17 protein-coding genes and 1 tRNA gene are annotated in these 21,264 nt (G+C 49.1%); 10 read left to right on the forward strand and 8 right to left on the reverse strand.

Features of this window, described 5'->3' with window-relative positions:
• Nucleotides 1–140: 140 nt before the first annotated feature.
• The gene (locus tag FD428_RS03575; protein WP_114848331.1) at nt 141–3,323 is read right to left on the reverse strand and encodes a response regulator; all 3,183 of its coding nucleotides are present in this window, start codon (nt 3,321–3,323) and stop codon (nt 141–143) included.
• Nucleotides 3,323–3,946, reverse strand: a complete 624-nt coding sequence (gene evgA, locus FD428_RS03580) for an acid-sensing system DNA-binding response regulator EvgA (protein WP_371417131.1) — start codon at nt 3,944–3,946, stop codon at nt 3,323–3,325. The genes FD428_RS03575 and evgA overlap by 1 nt, the downstream gene beginning before the upstream one ends.
• A gap of 566 nt (nt 3,947–4,512) precedes the next feature.
• Here evgA and FD428_RS03585 point away from each other — a divergent pair.
• The 6 genes from FD428_RS03585 to FD428_RS03610 all read left to right on the forward strand — a co-directional run bounded on the left by FD428_RS03585 (nt 4,513) and on the right by FD428_RS03610 (nt 11,466).
• Nucleotides 4,513–5,166: a DUF3313 domain-containing protein gene (locus FD428_RS03585; protein ID WP_114848384.1), complete on the forward strand. Its 654-nt coding sequence runs from the start codon at nt 4,513–4,515 to the stop codon at nt 5,164–5,166.
• Between the two features lie 155 nt (nt 5,167–5,321).
• Entirely contained in the window at nt 5,322–5,678 is a 357-nt protein-coding gene (locus tag FD428_RS03590; protein ID WP_114848329.1) for a DUF3302 domain-containing protein, read from the forward strand.
• A 2-nt stretch (nt 5,679–5,680) separates the two neighbouring features.
• On the forward strand, nt 5,681–6,817 hold the full coding sequence (locus FD428_RS03595) for an HlyD family secretion protein (RefSeq protein ID WP_114848328.1): 1,137 nt from the start codon (nt 5,681–5,683) through the stop codon (nt 6,815–6,817).
• A 190-nt stretch (nt 6,818–7,007) separates the two neighbouring features.
• Complete coding sequence (locus FD428_RS03600) at nt 7,008–7,862, forward strand: AraC family transcriptional regulator (protein WP_160117714.1); 855 nt, start codon at nt 7,008–7,010, stop codon at nt 7,860–7,862.
• Between the two features lie 422 nt (nt 7,863–8,284).
• Entirely contained in the window at nt 8,285–10,909 is a 2,625-nt protein-coding gene (locus FD428_RS03605; RefSeq protein ID WP_114848326.1) for an autotransporter outer membrane beta-barrel domain-containing protein, read from the forward strand.
• A gap of 62 nt (nt 10,910–10,971) precedes the next feature.
• Nucleotides 10,972–11,466 (forward strand): helix-turn-helix transcriptional regulator, encoded by a 495-nt coding sequence (locus FD428_RS03610; protein WP_123907424.1) that lies wholly within the window; start codon nt 10,972–10,974, stop codon nt 11,464–11,466.
• A 134-nt stretch (nt 11,467–11,600) separates the two neighbouring features.
• Here FD428_RS03610 and FD428_RS03615 read toward each other — a convergent pair.
• Together FD428_RS03615 and FD428_RS03620 are read right to left on the reverse strand one after the other, a co-directional pair.
• Nucleotides 11,601–11,676: transfer RNA gene (locus FD428_RS03615), tRNA-Phe, on the reverse strand.
• A 105-nt stretch (nt 11,677–11,781) separates the two neighbouring features.
• Nucleotides 11,782–12,489 (reverse strand): DUF554 domain-containing protein, encoded by a 708-nt coding sequence (locus tag FD428_RS03620; protein WP_114848325.1) that lies wholly within the window; start codon nt 12,487–12,489, stop codon nt 11,782–11,784.
• Nucleotides 12,490–12,916: 427 nt separating this feature from the next.
• Between FD428_RS03620 and FD428_RS03630 the strand changes: the two genes are divergently transcribed.
• A complete protein-coding gene (locus FD428_RS03630; RefSeq protein ID WP_114848324.1) occupies nt 12,917–15,052 on the forward strand; it encodes an ornithine decarboxylase in 2,136 nt (711 codons plus the stop codon).
• Nucleotides 15,053–15,124: 72 nt separating this feature from the next.
• On the opposite strand, the gene FD428_RS03635 is transcribed toward FD428_RS03630, so the two are convergent.
• The 4 genes from FD428_RS03635 to mutY form a co-directional block, all read right to left on the reverse strand.
• The gene (locus tag FD428_RS03635; RefSeq protein WP_114848323.1) at nt 15,125–16,381 is read right to left on the reverse strand and encodes a nucleoside permease; all 1,257 of its coding nucleotides are present in this window, start codon (nt 16,379–16,381) and stop codon (nt 15,125–15,127) included.
• A 211-nt stretch (nt 16,382–16,592) separates the two neighbouring features.
• Entirely contained in the window at nt 16,593–17,675 is a 1,083-nt protein-coding gene (mltC, locus tag FD428_RS03640; RefSeq protein ID WP_065422798.1) for a membrane-bound lytic murein transglycosylase MltC, read from the reverse strand.
• 97 nt (nt 17,676–17,772) lie between these two features.
• The gene (locus tag FD428_RS03645; RefSeq protein ID WP_012135077.1) at nt 17,773–18,048 is read right to left on the reverse strand and encodes an oxidative damage protection protein; all 276 of its coding nucleotides are present in this window, start codon (nt 18,046–18,048) and stop codon (nt 17,773–17,775) included.
• Nucleotides 18,049–18,076: 28 nt separating this feature from the next.
• Nucleotides 18,077–19,129, reverse strand: coding sequence for an A/G-specific adenine glycosylase (mutY, locus tag FD428_RS03650; RefSeq protein ID WP_114848383.1), 1,053 nt, complete (start codon nt 19,127–19,129; stop codon nt 18,077–18,079).
• 161 nt (nt 19,130–19,290) lie between these two features.
• Between mutY and trmB the strand changes: the two genes are divergently transcribed.
• The 3 genes from trmB to FD428_RS03665 are packed head-to-tail and all read left to right on the forward strand — an operon-like array spanning nt 19,291 to nt 21,108.
• Nucleotides 19,291–20,010, forward strand: a complete 720-nt coding sequence (gene trmB, locus FD428_RS03655) for a tRNA (guanosine(46)-N7)-methyltransferase TrmB (RefSeq protein ID WP_024130937.1) — start codon at nt 19,291–19,293, stop codon at nt 20,008–20,010.
• Nucleotides 20,010–20,336: a YggL family protein gene (locus FD428_RS03660; protein WP_012135074.1), complete on the forward strand. Its 327-nt coding sequence runs from the start codon at nt 20,010–20,012 to the stop codon at nt 20,334–20,336. The genes trmB and FD428_RS03660 overlap by 1 nt, the downstream gene beginning before the upstream one ends.
• 52 nt (nt 20,337–20,388) lie before the next feature.
• Nucleotides 20,389–21,108 (forward strand): DUF2884 domain-containing protein, encoded by a 720-nt coding sequence (locus tag FD428_RS03665; RefSeq protein ID WP_012135073.1) that lies wholly within the window; start codon nt 20,389–20,391, stop codon nt 21,106–21,108.
• The last annotated feature ends 156 nt before the right edge of the window (nt 21,109–21,264 follow it).

A 21,264-nucleotide genomic window follows, 5' to 3' on the forward strand; every position in this document is an offset into this window, starting at 1 on the left:
GATTTTTCTTAGGAAATATCCCAGGTTTAATTAACGAAATATATTCCGTCAGAACAAGGCTAATTTTACCTGGTTAACAACGGGACAACATCAGCGGCACCTTATTTTTCTGTCAGGCGCCGCCTACGCGTGTAGGAAGGTTATGGAATGAATGTTGCGATAGCCTGATCTAATTCATCAAGTAAGGCGTCGATGCGATCAAGGTCTGTGGCAAGGTCTGCGGCGGAAATGGCGTCAGGTAGTTTATCTTCCAGCGACTGTGCTACCTTCATCAATGCCTTAACGCCCAGCAGTTGGGCAGTCCCGTTAATGCGATGAATATGGCGCTTCACGGTCAGATAATCTTCAGTATGCGCCGCTTGTCGGGCGGCGATTAAATCACGGCGGTTCTCCTGCTGTGCATCTTTTAACGCTGTAAGCATGAGCGCCCGGTTGCCTTGCGCCAGCATACCCAGCATTTCGATATCAAACATCGTATTGGCTGTCTCACACATTCCTGAAAGGAAGTGCGAGATTTGCGATAACGTAATCGGCTTGAAAATACAGGCATTCATGCCTGCCGCAAGACAGCGTTCGCGTTCATGTTCTTGCGCTGAGGCGGTCAACCCCCAGATGGTGAGGTCGCGATTAAATTTCCGTACCTGACGGGTAAGTTCAATGCCGTCCATTGCGGGCATATTGAGGTCGGTAATAAGCAAATCATAATGCTGTTGCTGAAGGTGTCGTAAGGCCTCTTCGCCGTTTTCGGCTTCATCCGCAACAATACCTGACGTTGCAAGCTGGCGTTTCAGGAGCAGTCGACTGGAGGGATGATCGTCAACGATTAATACCCGCAGCGTCCCCCGAATAACGGGAGGTGGCGGGGGCGCGTCAATAGATACCGGCGTGATATCACGCGAGGTTTGCACGGGCAGGTTCAGCGTCAGGGTGGTTCCACGGTTTATTTCGCTTTGCAGCGCGATGGTTCCCCCCATTTGCGTCATCAATGCCCGGCTGATCGCTAATCCCAGGCCCGAACCGCGATGATGCTTACCCGCTTTCCCCTGACTAAAGGCGGTGAATAAACGGTTCTGTTCTTCAGTGCTAATACCCGGACCGGAGTCGCTTACCGAGAGCGCCAGCATCGCGTTGGACTTTGTCGCCGAAATCCTGACATGCCCTTGCTGCGTAAATTTAACCGCGTTGCCAATGAGGTTGGTGAGTACCTGCCCCAGTAACTGGGGGTCCAGATGCATCGTCTCTTGCGGGTCCAGCCGCGAGTCATAACGCAGGTCGATCCCTTTTTGGGCCGCCAGTGCGCTAAACAGCGTCATTTTTTCTTTTATCAGAGCATCAACATTTACCCACTGCGGAACGGTGTCTAAGAGTCCTGATTCAATCTTTTCCAGATCGAGGATCTCGCCAATCAGTTTTAACAATGATCGCGAGGCCTGGGCGGCCTGATCCACCGATGCTTTGTCCTCAGGGCTGAAGCGAGCGGGGGAGAGCTGCAAGAGTTCCAGAAATCCCATAATTGCACTGACCGGCGTTCGGATCTCGTGGCTCATATGGGAAAGAAACTCCCGCTTCTCTTCATTGGCTTGCTGTGCCTTGTTTCGTTCCGCCTCCAGTAAGCGTTGAGAACGTTTCCTTTGGCGGACTTTCCGCGACAGGTAAACGGCCCACAGCAAGCTGCTCACCACCAGCAACGTCGCCAGTATCGCCACCAGATAAAACGGTCTGTTATACAACTCCCAGGTATCAATTTTGACGTCCGGCAGGCGTATCCATTTACTGACGATCTGGAAAATCTCTTTTTGCGGGATATCATCCAGGGCTTTGTCCAGGATCTGCCGAAGTTCCGGTTCGGAACGGGGAACGGCAAAACTGATTGCCGCCGGCGCTTCACCGGCAATCGGGAGCCAGGCGAGCTGATCGGGATAATAATGCTCGCTCATATAGCGGGCCGTCAGCTGATTTGAAATGGCCGCGTCCACCTTTCCCGTCGCCACGAGATTCAAGGCTACGCTGGAGTTTTCCACCTCTTTCCATTGGATGCCGGGGTGTTGGGCTTTAAGCTTTTCCAGTAACGCGTGGTCGGCGCCGATCGCCACACTCATCCCCGCCCGTAGCGTGGTCTCCTGCGTATTCTCTTTTCTGACAACGGTGACGAATTGGGTGGTAATAAAGGGATGGGTAAAGGAGAGCGCGTTTTCACGGCTCAAGTCGTAGGTTGCGGCCTGCACAATATGCCAGTTGTTTTTCTTCATTTCAGAAACCATTTCTTCGTTCGATTTGACGACAATGGTTTCAAACTGCATACCGGTTTGCAGACCGATCAGATTCAGGATATCCCCCACCACGCCCCGCGTTTCCTGGTTACTGTCGACCATAGTGTAAGGCGCAAACCACGGGTTAATGATGACACGCAGTGTGTTATGACTTTTCAGCCACTGTTTCTCTCGGTTGGTCAGGTTAAGCGGCTCTAACAGAAAGGACAGATTGCCTTTATCGATCATTGACTGGGCTATTTGCCCATGCACATTTTCATCGATGGCGCTGAGCGTGTTATTCACAATTGTCAGCAGACGTTCCTGCGTTGGCAAAAATAAAAAGGCGCTTTTTTTCTGTGGTTCAGGCCAGTATTTCACCGTCGTCAACGCGAGGCTAAATTCCTGCGATAGCCAGGTGCTGGTTGTCAGTGAGTCGCCAACAAACCAGGCGTTTTGCCCATGCGCGACGGAGCTGAGCGCTTCCTGATAGGTGGGATAATTGATGATCTCTGCGTTAGGAAATGACTGCTGAATAAACCCCTCATCAGGATAGTGATTCACAGTAGCGACCCGGGTGCTTTGCGCACTCTGCAAGGGAAGCATGACATTGGCTAACGACGTCACTAAATTTGGCCAGGAATGTACCAGCGGCTGCGAGGACAGAATGCCTTCTTCGGCGAAAGGGCGACTCTCCAGACCGGTCAATACCATATCGACTTCGCCCGCTTTCAGCGCATGAATTGCCGATTCCTGATTTTTCCAGGCCGTCACGCTGATGTGGGTGTTGAGTGAATGCTGAATCAGCGCAAGATAATCGGCATTCATCCCACGGTAACGTCCTGTAAGCGTGGTCTGCACGAGGGGCGATTGCTCTGGTTGATAAACCGCAACCTTAAGCGTTTTTTTCTGCTTCAGCCAGCGCTTATCATCCTCACTCAGATAAACAGGAACCGGCGTAATGTAATTGTAGCCCGACAACTCCAGCTCAACGGGTAGCTCATCCTGGGCATGAACGCCACGCCCGGTAATCGATAAAACAATGAGCACGAATATGAGCCATTTATTCATCATCAGGTCAGCTTATTTTGGTGGGCAAATGAGAGCAGTTCAATTAATGATTTGCAGCCTAACTTTTCCATTAACCGTGTTTTATAGGTGCTGACCGTTTTGCTGCTGATATGCATTGCATCGCCAATTTTTGAATTATCAAGACCATTAAGCATATAGCCCATCACCTTCATCTCCTGTGCCGAGAGGGATTCCAGGCGTTGTGCATCGGTTAACGTAACTGAGGGGGCTTCAAGGAAAAAAGGAAAATAGCTATAACCATTTTGCGCTGCATTAATGGCGGCCAGAATGTTTTCCATATCCTGTTTTTTACTGATGAAAGCGTTAGCGCCCACCTGAGCGCAACGTTTGCTGTAGTAACGATCGTTTTTCGCGGACACGACGATCAGCACGCCGGTGAACTGCCATGCTCTGAGCTTTTCTACCAGTTCGACGCCATTCACTCCGGGGATCTCGACATCCACGACAACAATATCCGCAGCCGTTTTTGTTAACGCTTCCAGCGCAGTCGCCCCGTCTTCATATTCGTTAATTACAGTAATGCGCTGTTTCTCCAGCACTCCACGGATAGCCAGACGCGCGAGGGGATGATCATCCACGATAATTGCAGTGCGTAACTTACTCATATTCATCCTGAAAGTTGTCATTCTGAATACAATATATACTAACGATAATAGCCTAAACGAGACGGGAGATGGATTTATATCGCGATGACTCAGGTGGTCATTGGCTACCAGACATACTGCTGTGATCGACGGGTCGGTAGCGGTTCTGGGGCTCTGCCGGGCGTTGGTGCAGCCACATCTGCAATGGATGCGCTGTCAAAAGATGAGTAGATGAATTTGATTTATCCGGCATTAAGCCGGGATATGGCTACCAGGAGATATCGGGAGTTATTATTCTCCAGCTATCAGATATTCCCTAGCGTTGAAAAGTTCGATTTTACATTTTCAACTTTTTTGTATGGGAATTTGTGGTATGAAAACATCTGTGTATATGAATTTATTTCATTTAAATCAATGTGATACATAATTTTAAAGTCTCAGGGCTGTGTGTCTGTGTCCCAAAAAAGTAATTATGTTATGTAACTTTATATATTATTATTTATGCCTGTTTTCTATTCTTCTTTTATTTGTTCAATCAGTCTGAACCGGGAAGCACACAACACAGAATTATTTTCATGGAGGTTATAATGAGTATGAAATATGTTGCTACCATCATAGTGGTAACATCATTACTAACTGGCTGTGCAAATGACAGAGTAAAACCAGAACAATATTCAGGGTTCCTGAAGGATTATTCATCCTTGAAACCAGCCGTTTCTACTACCGGTGTGCCAGTTATGCGCTGGATCGATTCTAATGCTCATCTGGAAAATTATTCCAAAATTATTTATGAACCTGTTGTCTATTATCCTGAGCCTCGCTCATCAACTCAGGTAGGTGAAGCTGTTCTACAGGGGATTCTGGATTACACTAATCAGAGTATGAAAACGGCCGCCGCAAAGCGCTTTATGCTGGTTGATAAACCAGGCCCTGGCACCTTGATCTTCAGAGGGGCAATTACTGCTGTTGATACCAGTAATATGGGATTACAGTTTTATGAGGTAATCCCGATAGCGATGGTGCTGGCAGGAACACAGGTAATTAGCGGATACAGGACTCAGGAAACCAGGCTCTACTTTGAAGGTGAATTGATTGATTCACAAAGTGGAAATGCCGTAACTAAAGTGCTGAGAAAGGGGCAAGGTAAAGATCTTCCGAACAGTAACCAGTTACTTACAGTTGATGATTTGAAAGCGGTGATTGATAAAATGGCTTCCGATGCAGCTGTTTTCAACCTGTAATTTTGGGTTCTATTGTAGACAAAAACAGGGCTACGGCCCTGGATATTTTATTTCATTGTAGCGCCATCATAAGTACCTTAGCTATAAACTGAGAATCCATTTATTTGAAATAATGTAGTTAATTACATTTTTAAAATATAATTCAGTGAGGGTGTATGTTCCTGAACTATTTCTCTTTAGGAATGCTGTTTTTTGTATTCCTGATAATTTTTTATGGGGTCATCATGATTCATGATATTCCTTATGTTATTGCAAAAAAACGTAATCATCCTCATGCTGACGCGATCCATACAGCTGGCTGGGTTAGCTTGTTTACACTGCATATCATCTGGCCTTTTTTGTGGATCTGGGCCACGCTCTATCAACCAGAACGTGGGTGGGGCATGCAGGCGAATGCCGCTCAGTCTGAAAGAAATCCTGATATAGACGCATTAACAAAACGTATTGCAGATCTGGAGACATTGGTAAATAAAACACATAACAAAATAGATAAAGAATCACCGGAGATTTAATTGTGGATTTGCTTATTATACTGACCTATATTGCACTGGCATGGACAGTTTTTAAATTATTCAGGATACCAGTAAATCAGTGGACACTTTCGTCAGCGGCTCTTGGCGGTATAGGGCTGGTTAGTGGGCTTATTTTATTAATGAACTATAACCATCCCTATACATTTACCGCCCAAAAAGCAGTGATTTCTGTTCCTGTGATCCCTCAGGTTACGGGAAGGGTAATTGAAGTCATTGACAAACCAAATCAACTAATTAAAAAAGGAGAAGTACTTTTTAAAATTGAGCCTGATAAATATCAGTCTCGCGTCGAGCGTTCACAGGCAGATTTAGTCACGGCTATCCATAATGTTGAGGTACTAAAGGCCCAGTTGTCTGAAGCTCAGGAAAATACCATACGAGTCTCAGTTGAACGCGACCGTCTTTATAAAGATTATCAACGCTATGTGAAGGGGAGCCAGGCTAAGGTAAATCCCTTTTCTGAAAGAGATATAGACAATGCCCGACAAAGTTATCTGTCTCAGGATGCAGTAGTAAAAGCTTCTGTTGCCGAGCAGGCTCAGATTCAGAGTCAACTGGACAGTAAGGTAAATGGCGAACAGTCCCAGATTGTTAGTCTGAGAGCGCAACTTGCTGAAGCGAAATATAATCTTGCACAAACAATCGTCCGGGCCCCTGGAAATGGATACGTCACTCAGTTGTTGATTCAGCCCGGCACATATGCGTCTTCATTACCGCTTCGTCCCGTGATGGTCTTCATCCCGGAACAGAAACGACAGGTTGTAGCGCAGTTTCGTCAGAACTCATTGTTGCGTCTGAAACCTGGTGACGAAGCTGAAGTCGTGTTTAACGCCCTGCCAGGAAAAGTGTTTGAAGGGAAATTAATGAGTATTCTTCCTGTTGTGCCGGGAGGGGCTTACCAGGCCGAGGGCACACTACAGGCACTAACCGTTACACCGGCAATGGATGGGGTGATGGTAACTATTGAACTTGAACATAATGAATATATTGATGTGTTACCCGATGGTGTTTCTGCGCAGGTAGCTGCATATTCGGAACATTTCTCGCATGTTTCCGTATTGCGTAAGGTGCTTTTGCGTATGACAAGCTGGATGCATTATATTTATCTTGATCATTAATATTAATCAGCGAACGCAACCGGATGTAATTACTATGTTTGGTTGCATTGCCATCCTTGCTTTCTAACTTGAGAGATCTGTTTCTGGGCTAATGAACTCTGTTATCGGGAACCAATATAATGAAAATCAAAATGGAGATTAGTGAGCTATACTAATAATTACGCCACCTCATTGCCTGATGGGAGGTATTATGAATGTAAATTATTTAATACATGTGCATGCATTGTTGCAGTGGATCGAAGATCACCTTTCCGAAGAGTTAACGATAGAACTGCTTAGTCAAAAATCCGGGTATAGCAGTAGTTACTTACAAAAAATATTTAAAGATACTACCGGTGATTCATTATCAAAATATGTTCGTGGTCGACGAATGTTTAAGGCTGGCGTATTTCTGTGTTTTACCAGAGCCAGTGTTGGATATATTTCTGAGGTTTTAAGGTTTAATTCAATAAGTGCCTTTTCACGTTCTTTTAAAAATACTTTTGGGGTTTCTCCCCAGGATTTCAGGAGAAAAGGAGTTTTAAATGTCAGCAACACGATTGCAAAGGCCGAAGTGTTTAAGATTCCATGTGAAATTAAAACTATCAGTATGATTGATAATGCCAGTATCAGATTATACGGTCAATATTTTAACTATAGTGTAGATGCTATTGATTTTGATAAACCGCACTTCAATCAGCGGAAGCGTTTTAGGAAAAAATTCTTTCAACATCTGGGATATACACCAGAGCATTATTATGCCACTTCCCAATATTCACCCTCATGGCGAAGCGAGAGAGAAATAGATATAAAATATTTTGTTGGATTAGCAGAACAACCTGATGGTATTGCTGGACTGGAGAATGCTGAATTTTGCTTACACTCAAATAAAATAGCCTGTTTTTATGCAGAGGGAATATTTGTTAACCCTTTCTATATAGCGTTGTCAGCTAACATGCAAAGTATGTCGGAATTATTCACCGGATGGAACTGTAATTGGGATCTGGAATGTTTTTTAACTCATAACAGATTTACTGAATATCGCTATATTATTCCTGTATCCTGATGTTAATAAACTGGCTTGATACTTTACCACAGTGCTTTGCATCTGGTTCATGCCAGCTTTACACATAAATAGACTACTTTACGAAATATCACAGGAGTAATAGGGTGGAAATCTAACAGTCATGTCCAGCATCTCCGCAATCTTTGTTGCGACCCAGAGATATCAAGGGCTTTACTGTTTTAATAAACAGCATGTTAGCTAATGGAGTTATAACTGTTCTTAATAACTAAGAAGTGAAAATGTCAAATGTTGCTGCAATTAAATCCAACAGTTGAGTGGGATTATAATATTATTACTACAGATTATATGAGACATGTTTTCATTTATGATTTAGCTGTTGTTGCAGTAATTATCTGTGATTTTTTTTCGGATTGATGACTATCAAGCAATAGTCGTCTCTTTTGTCTGGAGTGAGAGTAATTGTGAAAAAGAAGTATCTGAGTTGTGCTGTCTCTTTTGTGTTGTCTGTAGGAGCAGAAGCTGCTCCTGTCTATTGGACAGGAAATACCAGTGACTGGTCAGATAGCCAAAACTGGGATATCGGAATATTGCCTGGCGAAAATGATGAGGTATATATAGATGGTCCTAATGGACACTTTCCAATAATTACTGATGATATCTCAGTCAGTAGTATTGATAATAACTATCACCTTGCCGTTAATGACGCGAAGCTCGTCGTCGCCAACACGCTTCGCGTAGGCATTGCCGAACCAGACCTTGGAGGGGAGAGCTTGACAGGAAGACTCTCCCTTTTAAATGCAACAGTCGATGCCTCTGAAATTACAGTTGGCGGCGGGAGTACGGAATATACTGGATTTCTTAACGCAGTATCTTCAGAAATTAATACAAAAAATCTGTTAATTGGTTATCTGTATGGTAACGGTCATGGCACTCTTAGTGAGTCCAGTCTGTCGACTGAGGCGATCCTTGTGGGTACTAATCGGGGGACCGGGAAGTTGGATATCCGCAATTCTGAGGTCAGTACCACTTATTTATATATTGGTTACACGATGGGGCAAGGGGTTGTTAATGTTGACAACTCGAGAGTCAATATTTTTGGGCCGGGGACAATAGCGATAGTCGGTGAGCGGGCAGGAGGTGATGGGGTACTTAATATTACTAATGGTGGTATTGTTACATCTTTTCGTCTTTTGTCAGGCGTCTTAGGGGGGCATGGTGAAATAAATGTTTCTGGTCAAAACTCTTCCCTGAGTACTAACTCCCTGACTCTTGCTCAATCTGGATCGGCAATAATGACTGTTTCAGATGGTGGTGAGATAAATACTACCAGTGAGTTTTTGATTGCGGATCAGCAAGGCAGTAACGGTGTGTTGAATATAGGTAACAACAGCGCCCCAGGTTACGTTAACTCCAGAGTTATTAAGTTTGGCAATGGAGCTGGTATGATCAATTTCTCACATACCAGCGATGATTATAAATTTCTTTCCCAGATTACAGGTGACGGGACGGTAAATATCTGGAGTGGTTCGACGACTTTACAGGGTGGTAATGACTACACAGGAAACACTAATCTTCATGGTGGGTATTTACGCGCTGGTAGCGATAACGCATTTAGTGCTGGTTCTGATTTTAACATCGGTAAAGATGGTGTTCTCGATCTAAATGGTTATGCTCAAACGGTGGGTACTGTCTATCACGATGGTACCATTTACATGAATGAAGCCGCTTCATCTGCTGGCACTACGTTGACTGTCGATGGTGATTATCATGGTCAGGGAGGAACTCTGGTCTTTAATTCTCAGCTGGCAGGCGATGCTTCTATTACAGATAGTATGCATATCACAGGTGATACAGACGGTAGCAGCTACGTAACAGTAAATAATCTGGGTGGGCAAGGCGCTCAAACTGTCGAAGGCATTGAGATTATTCGCGTTGATGGTAATTCAGATGGTCAATTTGTCCAGCGCGGTCGTATTGTTGCCGGCGCTTATGATTATAACCTTGTGCAGGGCGGCAATGGAGGTAACAGTAATAACTGGTACCTGACCAGCAGCACAGAACCTGTTGACCCAATAGGGCCGGTTGACCCGACAGAACCACCGTCACCACCTGTATTCCCGAATACCAGCATCTCCCGCCCGGAGGCCGGTAGTTACATGACCAACCTCGCAGCGGCAAATGAGATGTTCATGACCAGGCTTGAGGACCGTAGCGGTGACCGCATGTACACCGATCCGTTCACTGGTGAAAAGAAGCTGACCAGTATGTGGATACGTACGGAAGGGCGACACCTTGACAGCCGGGACAGCAGCGGTCAACTCAATACGGACGAGAATCGCTATGTCATCCAGATGGGCGGTGATATTGCCAGCGGCACCTACACCGGCACGGACATCTGGCGGACTGGTTTGATGGCCGGCTACGGCAGCAGCCACAGTACCACGGACTCCTCCCTGACGGGTTATCGCTCAGAAGGAAACGTCAGCGGCTACAGCGTTGGGCTATACGGAACCTGGTTCAGGAATGCGGATCAGCGTACTGGCGCGTATATCGACACATGGCTGCAATATGCGTGGTATGACAACGAAGTGCAGGGAAAAGGACTTGCGAAAGAGAAATATGACTCGGATGGCCTGCTGGCCTCAGTTGAGGGCGGATATACATTCCATCTGTGGGGAGATAAACATAATGATGTCTTCATCCAGCCACAGGCACAGGTGGTGTGGAGCGGGGTGACGATGGATGAGCACCGTGAAACTAACGGAACTCGAGTAGCTGGTAAGGGTGAAAATAATACGCAGTCCCGGTTGGGCGTGAAGGCCTTTATGGAACATCGCTCCGGTAAGGAGAGCGTCTGGAAACCTTACCTGGCAGCGAACTGGCTGCATAACAGTGAGAAAAGCGGGGTCAGAATGGACGACGTGACGCTGTACGACGAGGGCCGTAAGGACATTGGAGAAGCTAAGCTGGGTGTTGAAGCTAGCCTGATAGAGAAGCTGAGCGTACAGGTTGGCGTGAGTTCCCGCTTCGGCAGCGATAATTACCGTGACACGGGTGGCGGTATTAGCGTGCGCTATGAGTTTTAACTTTCGTGTGCCGTATCAGTAAAGGCCCCATAGGGGGCCTTCAGCCTATAGGTTTTTTCAATATGATAACAACGCCATTAGATCAATTCGCGCTGTCAGGCTTAAATGAACTGGTTAAATCCATTATTCCTGCAACAGAACAAAGAAGAATGTTATTTGTGCAAGATATTGATTTGATCACTGCATGTTACTGCCGACAGTTATCTGATGATGTTGTGATTATACCACTTAGTTCGTGGGGAATATCTTCCTGCGGAACTATATCGTTGCAGGATAATACTTCAGATATTCGTGAGGCGTTAAAATGTACGCTACAAAGAAAATCTGATGAAACATGTCGATACTGCCAGCTCATCAGTGAATTAACATTAAGGGAACTCGGTATCATTCGGTTGATGAAATATTCTGACAGCATGCCAGGAGTTCGTCTAATGACAAGAATAAGCAGAAAAACGGTATATACCCATCAATCGAATATTAGAAAAAAGGCAGGTTTCAAAACAAGGAGCCAGTTTCTGGCATGGTGCAAAGCTGTCTCCGGGTCGCTAACAATTTGAATCGACCAATGCAAACGCTGTTGTCGCTGTCAGAGGCAACGGCGGTGTTCATGTGAACATGGGGAAGACAGTTATGAGCCAAAGGAAGAGGAATAGCAAAAACGGACCTCCGTGGAGGTCCGTTGATATGAATTTGGTGCCCGGACTCGGAATCGAACCAAGGACACGGGGATTTTCAATCCCCTGCTCTACCGACTGAGCTATCCGGGCAACGGGGCGCATTAAAACCGATTCGCTTCGTTTCGTCAACGAAATTTCTTCAAATCCATGCAGGCTGCACAATCTATCACCAGATTGTTGGTATTGCACGCATTTTCAGGCAAAAAACGCGGTCCACGCGGCGGAAAGCGGCATCGCCAGGAGCAGGGCGGGGAGCATATTGACCACCGCAAACATCTTGATTCCGCAAATACGTAGACCGGTCGCCAGCAGCAGTAATCCGCCTACGGCACTAAAATCTGCCATCATCGCCGGGGTGGTGAGCGGTAAAATTAAGGCCGCGCAGGTGGCGAGCAATAGCTGGATAAACAACATAGGGGCGGAAATAACGGCGACGGCGACTCCCAGCGAGCAGGCGAAGATCATGGCCGTGAAGAAATCGAGAAACGATTTTGCGATGAGAATGCTCGGGTCGCCGGTCATGCCTTCATGCATCGCGCCGAAAATGCCGGTTCCGCTGGCGCAAAAAAGAACAATAATGGCGACATAGTTCTGAATAAAGGTGTCGTGGACGGCTTTCTTCCCCGGTTTCTTAATCAGTTGCTGCGCTTTCGTCACCGCCGTGTTGATGCCTTTTTCCAGGTAACAAAACTCGCCGATAAGCGCGCCGATGATTGTCGCCAGAACCATCACCGGAAGGTTGGCGCATTTTATGACCAGTAAAATACCGATCCCCAGCGATGCCAGCCCGAAAATAGAGGTCATTGAGACACGAATCCGTTCCGGTAAACGCTGGCTGAGAAGCGCGCCAAGCACGCCTCCAGCTAAAACGGCGCTGGCGTTAATAAAAGGCCCGATTACCACAGTCGCTCCTGCTATTTGTTTTATCTGATTGCATTATTATGCCCCGAATATCACGCATTATGCGCGTTTGTCGATGGCGCGTATGTCCGGGATTTGATCTTGCGCCCCTAGGGGAAAGGTGCCATGATTGCGCGAATTTTCTCCTGTTTGTACGGGGCTGCCTGGGATGACCATATTACCCTTACATCGCCTTCAACTTCGCCTTTCTGCGCGACGATTGCCCCTTTCTTTGATCTCCCTTCATTCTCTCACCATGCGGTGAGGGCAGCGCACGCTCACTGCGGGACAACAGTAAGATCAGAGGCTGTCTGCTTTTACTGATGTCTGGCGGTCGGAGCTGGTGACCAGTTTGACCCAACATTTCGTGGGGCAGGGTAATGTTACTTTGCCCGGGACTTCTATTCTCCCGAAACGGGTTTTTGCGCTTATGAAATCAATGAATATTGCCGCCAGTGGGGAACTGGTCTCTCGCTTGTCTACTCACCGCCATGTGGTGGCGCTGGACGGCACTGACTTTACTGATGTTGCGGCAGTCGTCATTACCGTTGCGGACAGTCGCAGCGGCATCCTGGCATTGCTTAAACGCACCGGTTTTCATTTGCCGGTGTTTATTCTCTCTGACGATCATGTTGATGCGCCTGCCGGTGTTGAGGCGGTGATAAGCGGCAACGCGCAGGACTGGCTGGAACTGGAGTCGGCCGCCTGTCGTTATGAAGAGAATCTGCTGCCGCCGTTTTATGACACGCTGACCCAGTATGTCGATATGGGTAATAGCACCTTTGCCTGCCCGGGCCATCAGCACGGTGAATTTTTCAGAAAACACCCGGCCGGTCGGCATTTTTATGACTTCTTCGGCGAAAACCTCTTTCGGGCGGATATGTGCAACGCCGACGTAAAGCTGGGGGATCTGCTCATTCATGAGGGATCGGCCAAGCATGCGCAGAAGTTTGCGGCGAAAGTCTTTCATGCGGATAAAACGTATTTCGTGCTGAATGGCACCTCGGCGGCGAATAAGGTTGTGACCAACGCGCTGCTGACGCGCGGTGATCTGGTGCTGTTCGATCGTAACAACCATAAATCAAACCACCACGGGGCGTTGATTCAGGCGGGCGCCACGCCGGTCTATCTCGAAGCCGCGCGCAACCCGTTTGGTTTTATCGGCGGCATTGATGAGCACTGTTTTGACGAGGCATACCTGCGTGAGCAGATCCGTGAGGTCGCCCCGCAGAAAGCCGATCGGCCGCGCCCGTTTCGTCTGGCCGTCATTCAACTGGGGACGTATGACGGCACGATCTACAATGCCCGTCAGGTCATCGACAAAATCGGCAGTCTGTGTGATTACATCCTGTTTGACTCCGCCTGGGTCGGGTATGAGCAATTTATTCCGATGATGGCGGACGGTTCGCCGCTGCTGCTGGCGCTGAACGAAAACGATCCGGGGATTTTTGTTACGCAGTCGGTACACAAGCAGCAGGCTGGTTTCTCGCAAACCTCGCAGATTCACAAAAAGGACAATCACATTCGCGGTCAGGCGCGTTTTTGCCCGCACAAGCGCCTGAATAACGCCTTTATGCTGCATGCTTCCACCAGTCCGTTCTACCCGCTGTTTGCCGCGCTGGATGTCAATGCCAAAATCCATGAAGGGGAGAGCGGTCGCCGCCTGTGGGCAGAGTGCGTGGCGCTGGGCATTGAGGCGCGCAAGGCGATACTCGCCCGCTGCAAACTGCTTCAGCCATTCATTCCGCCGCTTGTGGACGGTAAACCGTGGCAGGATCATCCAACGGTACTGATTGCCAGCGATCGACGCTTCTTCAGCTTTGAACCCGGGGCGAAATGGCATGGCTTTGCAGGCTATGCGGAGGATCAGTATTTTGTCGATCCGTGCAAACTGCTGCTGACCACGCCGGGCATTGATGCTGAAACCGGGCGCTATACCGACTTTGGTATCCCGGCCACTATTCTGGCGCACTATCTGCGTGAGAACGGCATCGTGCCGGAAAAATGCGATCTCAACTCGATTTTGTTCCTGCTGACGCCTGCCGAAAGCGAAGCAAAAATGGCGCAACTGGTGGCGATGCTGGCCCAGTTCGAACAACATATTGAAAACGACACGCCGCTGGCGGATGTGCTGCCGACCATCTTTAACAAATATCCGGTACGTTACCGCGACTACACCCTGCGCCAGTTATGCCAGGAGATGCACGATCTGTACGTCAGTTTTGACGTGAAAGATCTGCAAAAAGCGATGTTCCGCAAAGAGAGCCTGCCTGCGGTGGCGATGAATCCGCAGGATGCCAATAGCGCTTTTATTCGCGGCGATGTTGAGTTAGTGCGTATTCGTGACGCTGAAGGGCGTATCGCGGCAGAAGGTGCGCTGCCATATCCACCGGGCGTGCTGTGCGTCGTGCCGGGCGAAGTGTGGGGCGGGGCGGTGCAGCGCTACTTCCTGGCGCTGGAAGAGGGCGTCAATTTGCTGCCCGGTTTCTCGCCTGAGTTGCAGGGAGTTTACAGCGAGACTGATGCCGATGGGATTAAACGGCTGTATGGCTATGTGCTGAAATAAGTTCGCGTTATCCGGCCTACGGGGCGACTCCCTTGTAGGCCGGATAAGCATTAGCGCCATCCGGCGTAAAGATTAATGCGCGACGGGTTGAGAGCCTGTCGGAACGCGAACGTGTTTGTATTTAAACAGCGCCACGAATGCAAAGGCCAGAACCAGAGAGTAGCCTGCGAAAATCAGCCACACGGTCTGCCAGTCGGTAATCCCGTTCAGCGTGTAATGCTCAACCACTTTACCGCTCACGACGCCGCCAAGGATACAACCGAAGCCGTTAGTCATCATCAGGAACATGCCCTGCGCACTGGCGCGGATTTCAGGGCGTACCTCTTTTTCCACAAACACCGAACCGGAGATGTTGAAGAAGTCGAAGGCGCAGCCGTAAACAATCATCGACAGAACCAGCAGCACGGTACCGAACGGCGTTGGGTCGCCATAAGCGAACAGGCCAAAGCGCAGCATCCAGGCCACAATACTGATCAGCATGACGTTCTTAATACCGTAACGGCTTAAGAAGAACGGAATGGTCAGGATGAACAGCGTCTCGGAAATTTGCGAAATCGACATCATGACCGAGGCATGCTGCACGATAAAGCTGCTGGCGAACAGCGGATCTTTATCAAAGCTGTGCAGGAAGGTGTTACCGAACATATTGGTAATTTGCAGCTCGGCGCCCAGCATCATGGAGAAGATAAAGAAAATCGCCATGCGTTTGTTTTTGAACAGCGCGAAAGCATCCAGCCCCAGCATTGAAGTCCAGCTCTGGTTCTTCTGCTGTCTGGCAACCGGAATGTGCGGCAGCGTAAGCGTAAACAGTACCAGAATGACGGAAAGCGCCGCGCCGATGTACAGCTGCATATGGCTCAGTTCAAAGCCAGAGAAGCTTACGCCCCACATCGCCATAATAAAGCCGATGGTGCCCCAGATACGAATAGGCGGGAAGTCGGTGACGATGTCCATCCCTGCGGATTGCAGGCGGTAGTAGGAGATGGTGTTGATCAACCCTAACGTTGGCATATAGGCCAGCGAGTTAAGCAAGATCACAAAGAACATGGCGCCTGGCGTGGTCACTTCGGCAGCCATGAACAATGTTGCAGCGCCAACGACGTGGCAAATGGCGTATACCCATTTCGCACTCAACCATTTGTCGGCCACAATCCCTAACAGCGTGGGCATAAAGACGGCGGCAATCCCCAGCGAGCTATACACAGCACCGATGGATGCACCGTCGAATTTAAGGGTGACAAACATATATGAGCCGAGGGTGGTAAGCCAGCTTCCCCACAGGCAGAACTGCAGAAAGGAGAGGACTTTCAGCTGCAGCTTAAGATTCATGTTAATTTCCTCACACCATATAGCGGATGGATGTTTTAAAAGGCACATTTGCCGTTGCAATATGATGTGATTCTATCAATGAGGAAAGGGTATTTTTTGTTACCTGTGACAAATATTTGCAAACAATTTCTAATTGCAAAGCAAAAGAGTGATGGAGTTAACACTTTTCGGCCTTCCCGCCCCTGTGCGATCGGGGGCGGGAACGGCGAGATTACTTCCGACGATAGGATTTCTGGGTGGCATTGACCTTATACAGATAGCGACGCGATTCCGCAGAAGGATGCCGCGTGGTTAATGTCTGGTACACATCGCCCGGGGACATACTGTTGATAATGTTTGCCGCCTGAACCTTATCGTTAGAGAAAACGCGCAGCACGCTGCCTGCACCGCCGTTATAGGCGGTGATCACCGCGTAACGACGCGATGTTGGATTATCAATGCCGCCTAAATAGACATTGTTGAGCATCGCCAGATAAGCGGTGCCGGTATCAATGTTGCTGGCAGGATCGAACAGGAAACTGCGGCCTGGCGTGCCCGATTTCCCCTGTGAACGGAATACGTCCTTCCCGGCGGTGTGCTGTACTACCTGCATCAGCCCCAGCGCGTCGGAACGGCTGACCGCATACGGGTTGAAAGAGGACTCGGTTTGCATAATCGCCAGAATCAGCGACTCATCGACGCCGTATTTGCGTGAGGCCTGGCGAACCATGCCAACATATTTATGCGCACGTTTATCCAGGTGGTTCGGCACCAGATTGATCGTCACGCTGTAGATGATGCGCAGACCATTACTGCGACTCTTAAGACGCGTTTTCAGCAGATAGTCAGCGAAGTTGGTTGCGCGTCCCTCCCAGCGAATGGGTTGCCCGGTATTATCGACCACCTGACCATACAGGAACGGCTCTCTGGAGATCTGAATATCATCGACGTCCGAGTAGAGGTCTACCGAACCGGGATCGTCGCCCATTAACAGCGTCTTGATGATCGCGCGACGCAGGTGCGCGGCAGGCTCTGTTCCGGCAATGGTTTCGACGGTGATCGTACCGTCGTCAAAGTTGATGTGGCTGCGGGTCTGATACTGGTCAGTGTACTTCACGTAGTCCTTCGGACCCGCGATCAACACTTCCTTGAACCCCCACAGATTCTCAATGTTATGGGCAAACTGCCCCATCAGAATATCAAAACCGTTGGTATCCTTGACCCAGGCTTCGTTATAGGTATCGCCTTTTTTGGTCGAACTGGAGCAGGAGATGAGCAACGGCGCAACAAGAGCAAGCGCGAAAAATTTTTTCATCATTCCGGGAGTGCGTGTTGTGTTTGTTGTTGTATCGTTTTGCCGGATGGCGGTGCAAGCACCTTATCCGGCCTACGAGATTGCCAGCAAGAGATGCTTATTTTTTCTCTTCCGGCGTATAGCCTTCAATATGCACGTCTTTCCCTTCAAACAGGAAGTTGATCATCTCCTGCTCCAGCAGTTTGCGGTGCTCGACGTTCATCATGTTGAGTTTCTTTTCGTTGATCAGCATGGTTTGCTTATGCTGCCACTGCGCCCACGCTTCTTTAGAGATCTCGTTGTAGATACGTTTCCCCAGTTCGCCCGGGTACAGCTGAAAATCCTGGCCTTCCGCTTCACGTTGCAGGAAAGTACAAAAAATGGTTCTGCTCATAAAAAATCCTCTTTATCGACCGGGGTGCTCAAACCGGCGCGCCGGTACGTAACTGCTGTAACAAACGCTCCACGGGGGCCGCCAGTCCGACCGACGGCGGTTGCGCTAAGTTATACCAGAGCGCGTTGCCTTCATCCATGCACACGGTGAATGAAGACACGGGAAGCCACATAGGCACAATATCTAAGTGGAAATGGCTAAACGTGTGGCGAAAAGCATTAAGTTGACTGAGATTATCGGCCTGAACATGCCGTTGCGCCAGCCACTGACGCAAGCCATCTTCATCCTCAAACTGAGGAAAACAGTATAATCCGCCCCATAAGCCGCTCGGTGGACGCTGCGCCAGAAACACGTCGTCATTATGCTGCAACAGCAAAAAATAGCCTGTACGCTCCGGCAGCGTCTGTTTTGGCTTCTTGCCGGGGTACAGCGACCAGCTCTCGTTCGCGGCGGCAACGCAGCCATTCTGGAGCGGGCACAGCGAACATTTCGGCCTGGAGCGCGTACACACCATAGCGCCTAAATCCATCATCGCCTGGTTAAAACGCGCCACGCCGTTGGCAGGCGTAACCTGTTCGCTCAGATCCCACAGCCGTTTCTCAACCTCTTTCTTCCCCGGCCAGCCGCTGACAGCATAGCAGCGTGCCAGCACGCGTTTAACATTGCCGTCGAGAATCGGAAAATGTTTATCCAAAGAGAGCGAGAGAACCGCGCCGGCGGTGGAGCGGCCTACGCCGGGCAGGGCGGCGACCTCGTCGAACGTTTCCGGGAACCGGCCGCCGTGCAGCGTCGCCACCTGTTGCGCCGCCTTATGCAGATTGCGCGCGCGGGCGTAGTAGCCGAGGCCCGTCCACAAATGCAGAACCTCATCCAGCGGCGCGTTGGCTAAATCCGTCACCGTTGGAAAGTGCGACATAAAACGTTCGAAATAGGGGATAACTGTCGCAACCTGCGTCTGTTGCAACATCACTTCCGAGAGCCATACTTTGTAGGGCGTCTTGTCAATTTGCCAGGGCAGGGTTTTCCGCCCGTATTTATCGTACCAGCCCAAAACCTGAGCCGAAAATTGAGACGCTTGCATGGTCACCGCTTTAAAATTGCTGGGGGCAAGATTGCAGCACAGAGGCAACGAGGTGTAAACCGGAACTTTCCTGTGATCACTCTCTTCCTTTACTTGCATCCGGCAACTAACTTTGGATAATGCCCGTTTTCGGAACTCAATCACAAGCAGACTTAACTTTTATGAAGAACGACGTCATTTCACCGGAATTTGATGAAAACGGCCGCCCGTTGCGCCGAATTCGTAGCTTTGTTCGTCGCCAGGGGCGACTGACGAAAGGGCAGGAACACGCGCTGGAAAACTACTGGCCGGTGATGGGCGTTGAATTCAGCGAAGAACCGGTGGATTTCGCCACGCTGTTTGGCCGCGACGCGCCGGTTACGCTTGAGATTGGTTTTGGTATGGGCGCCTCGCTGGTGGCGATGGCGAAAGCCCGCCCGGAACAAAATTTCCTCGGTATTGAAGTGCATTCGCCTGGCGTTGGCGCATGTCTGGCGTCTGCGCACGAAGAAGGCGTCGGGAACCTGCGTGTGATGTGTCATGACGCGGTTGAAGTGCTGCATAAAATGATTCCTGACAATTCTTTATCGATGGTTCAGCTCTTTTTCCCTGACCCGTGGCATAAAGCGCGTCATAATAAACGCCGTATCGTTCAGGTTCCGTTTGCCGAACTGGTGAAAAGCAAACTGAAGCTGGGCGGTGTGTTCCATATGGCGACCGACTGGGAAGCCTATGCGGAGCATATGCTGGAAGTGATGTCCTCCATCGACGGGTATAAAAACCTGTCAGAGAGTAACGATTATGTACCGCGCCCGGAATCGCGCCCGGTAACCAAATTTGAACAACGTGGTCATCGTCTTGGCCACGGCGTATGGGACTTAATGTTCGAGAGGGTGAAATAATGGCAAAGAACCGTAGTCGTCGTCTGCGTAAAAAAATGCATATCGACGAATTCCAGGAATTAGGGTTTTCGGTTGCATGGCGTTTCCCGGAAGGCACTTCTGAAGAGCAGGTTGATAAAATTGTCGATGACTTTATCAATGACGTTATTGAGCCAAATAAACTGGCGTTTGACGGCAGCGGTTATCTGTCCTGGGAAGGGCTGATCTGCATGCAGGAAATCGGCAAATGCACCGAAGAACATCAGGCGATTGTGCGTAAGTGGCTGGAAGAACACAAACTTGAAGACGTGCGCACCAGCGAACTTTTCGACGTTTGGTGGGACTAATAAAGCATACGGGGCCAGCATTTGCTGGCCCGATTTGTCTTGAGGGAAAGTTATGATGCGCAAAACGCTGCTGGCGGCAGTTCTTTCGTTGACGGCGATGGCCGCACACGCAGATTATCAATGCAGCGTCACTCCGCGTGACGATGTGATTCTCAGCCCGCAAACGGTTCAGGTAAAAGGCGAAAACGGCAACCTGGTGATCGCGCCGGACGGCAATGTGATGTTTAACGGCAAACAGTACACCCTTAGCGCCGCGCAGCGCGAACAGGCGAAAGATTACCAGGCGGAATTGCGCAGCGCGCTGCCGTGGATCGATGAGGGCGCCAGAAGTCGTGTCGAGAAAGGCCGCGTGGCGCTGGATAAAATCATCGCGCAGGAAGTGGGCGAAAGCAGCAATATGCGTGGTCGATTAACCAAACTCGATGCACAACTGAAAGAGCAGATGAACCGCATCATTGAGCATCGTACTGACGGCCTGACCTTCCACTACAAGGCGATTGATCAGGTGCGCGCCGACGGCCAGCAACTGGTGAATCAGGCGATGGGCGGCATTTTGCAGGACAGCATTAACGAAATGGGCGCGAAAGCGGTGCTTAAAGGCGGCGGTAATCCGTTGCAGGGCGTGCTGGGTAGCCTCGGCGGTCTACAAACGTCGATTCAGAACGAATGGAAGAATCAGGAAAAAGACTTCCAGCAGTTCGGCAAAGATGTGTGCAGTCGCGTTGTGACGCTGGAAGACAGCCGCAAAGCGCTGGTGAGCAGCCTGAAATAAAACTCTTGTCTATGGCACAGCGCCTGCTGTGCCGTTTTATGTTGTCATACCCCGCCGTTTTGATATCCATCTCTAAAAACCACAAACGTAAAAAGATATTTATCTGGTTAATTGGAAGACGTCACATTATTCATCTTCGACATTGGGATAATGCGT

The sequence above is a fragment of the Citrobacter sp. TBCP-5362 genome, from assembly GCF_005406305.1.
Lineage (GTDB): Bacteria > Pseudomonadota > Gammaproteobacteria > Enterobacterales > Enterobacteriaceae > Citrobacter_B > Citrobacter_B koseri.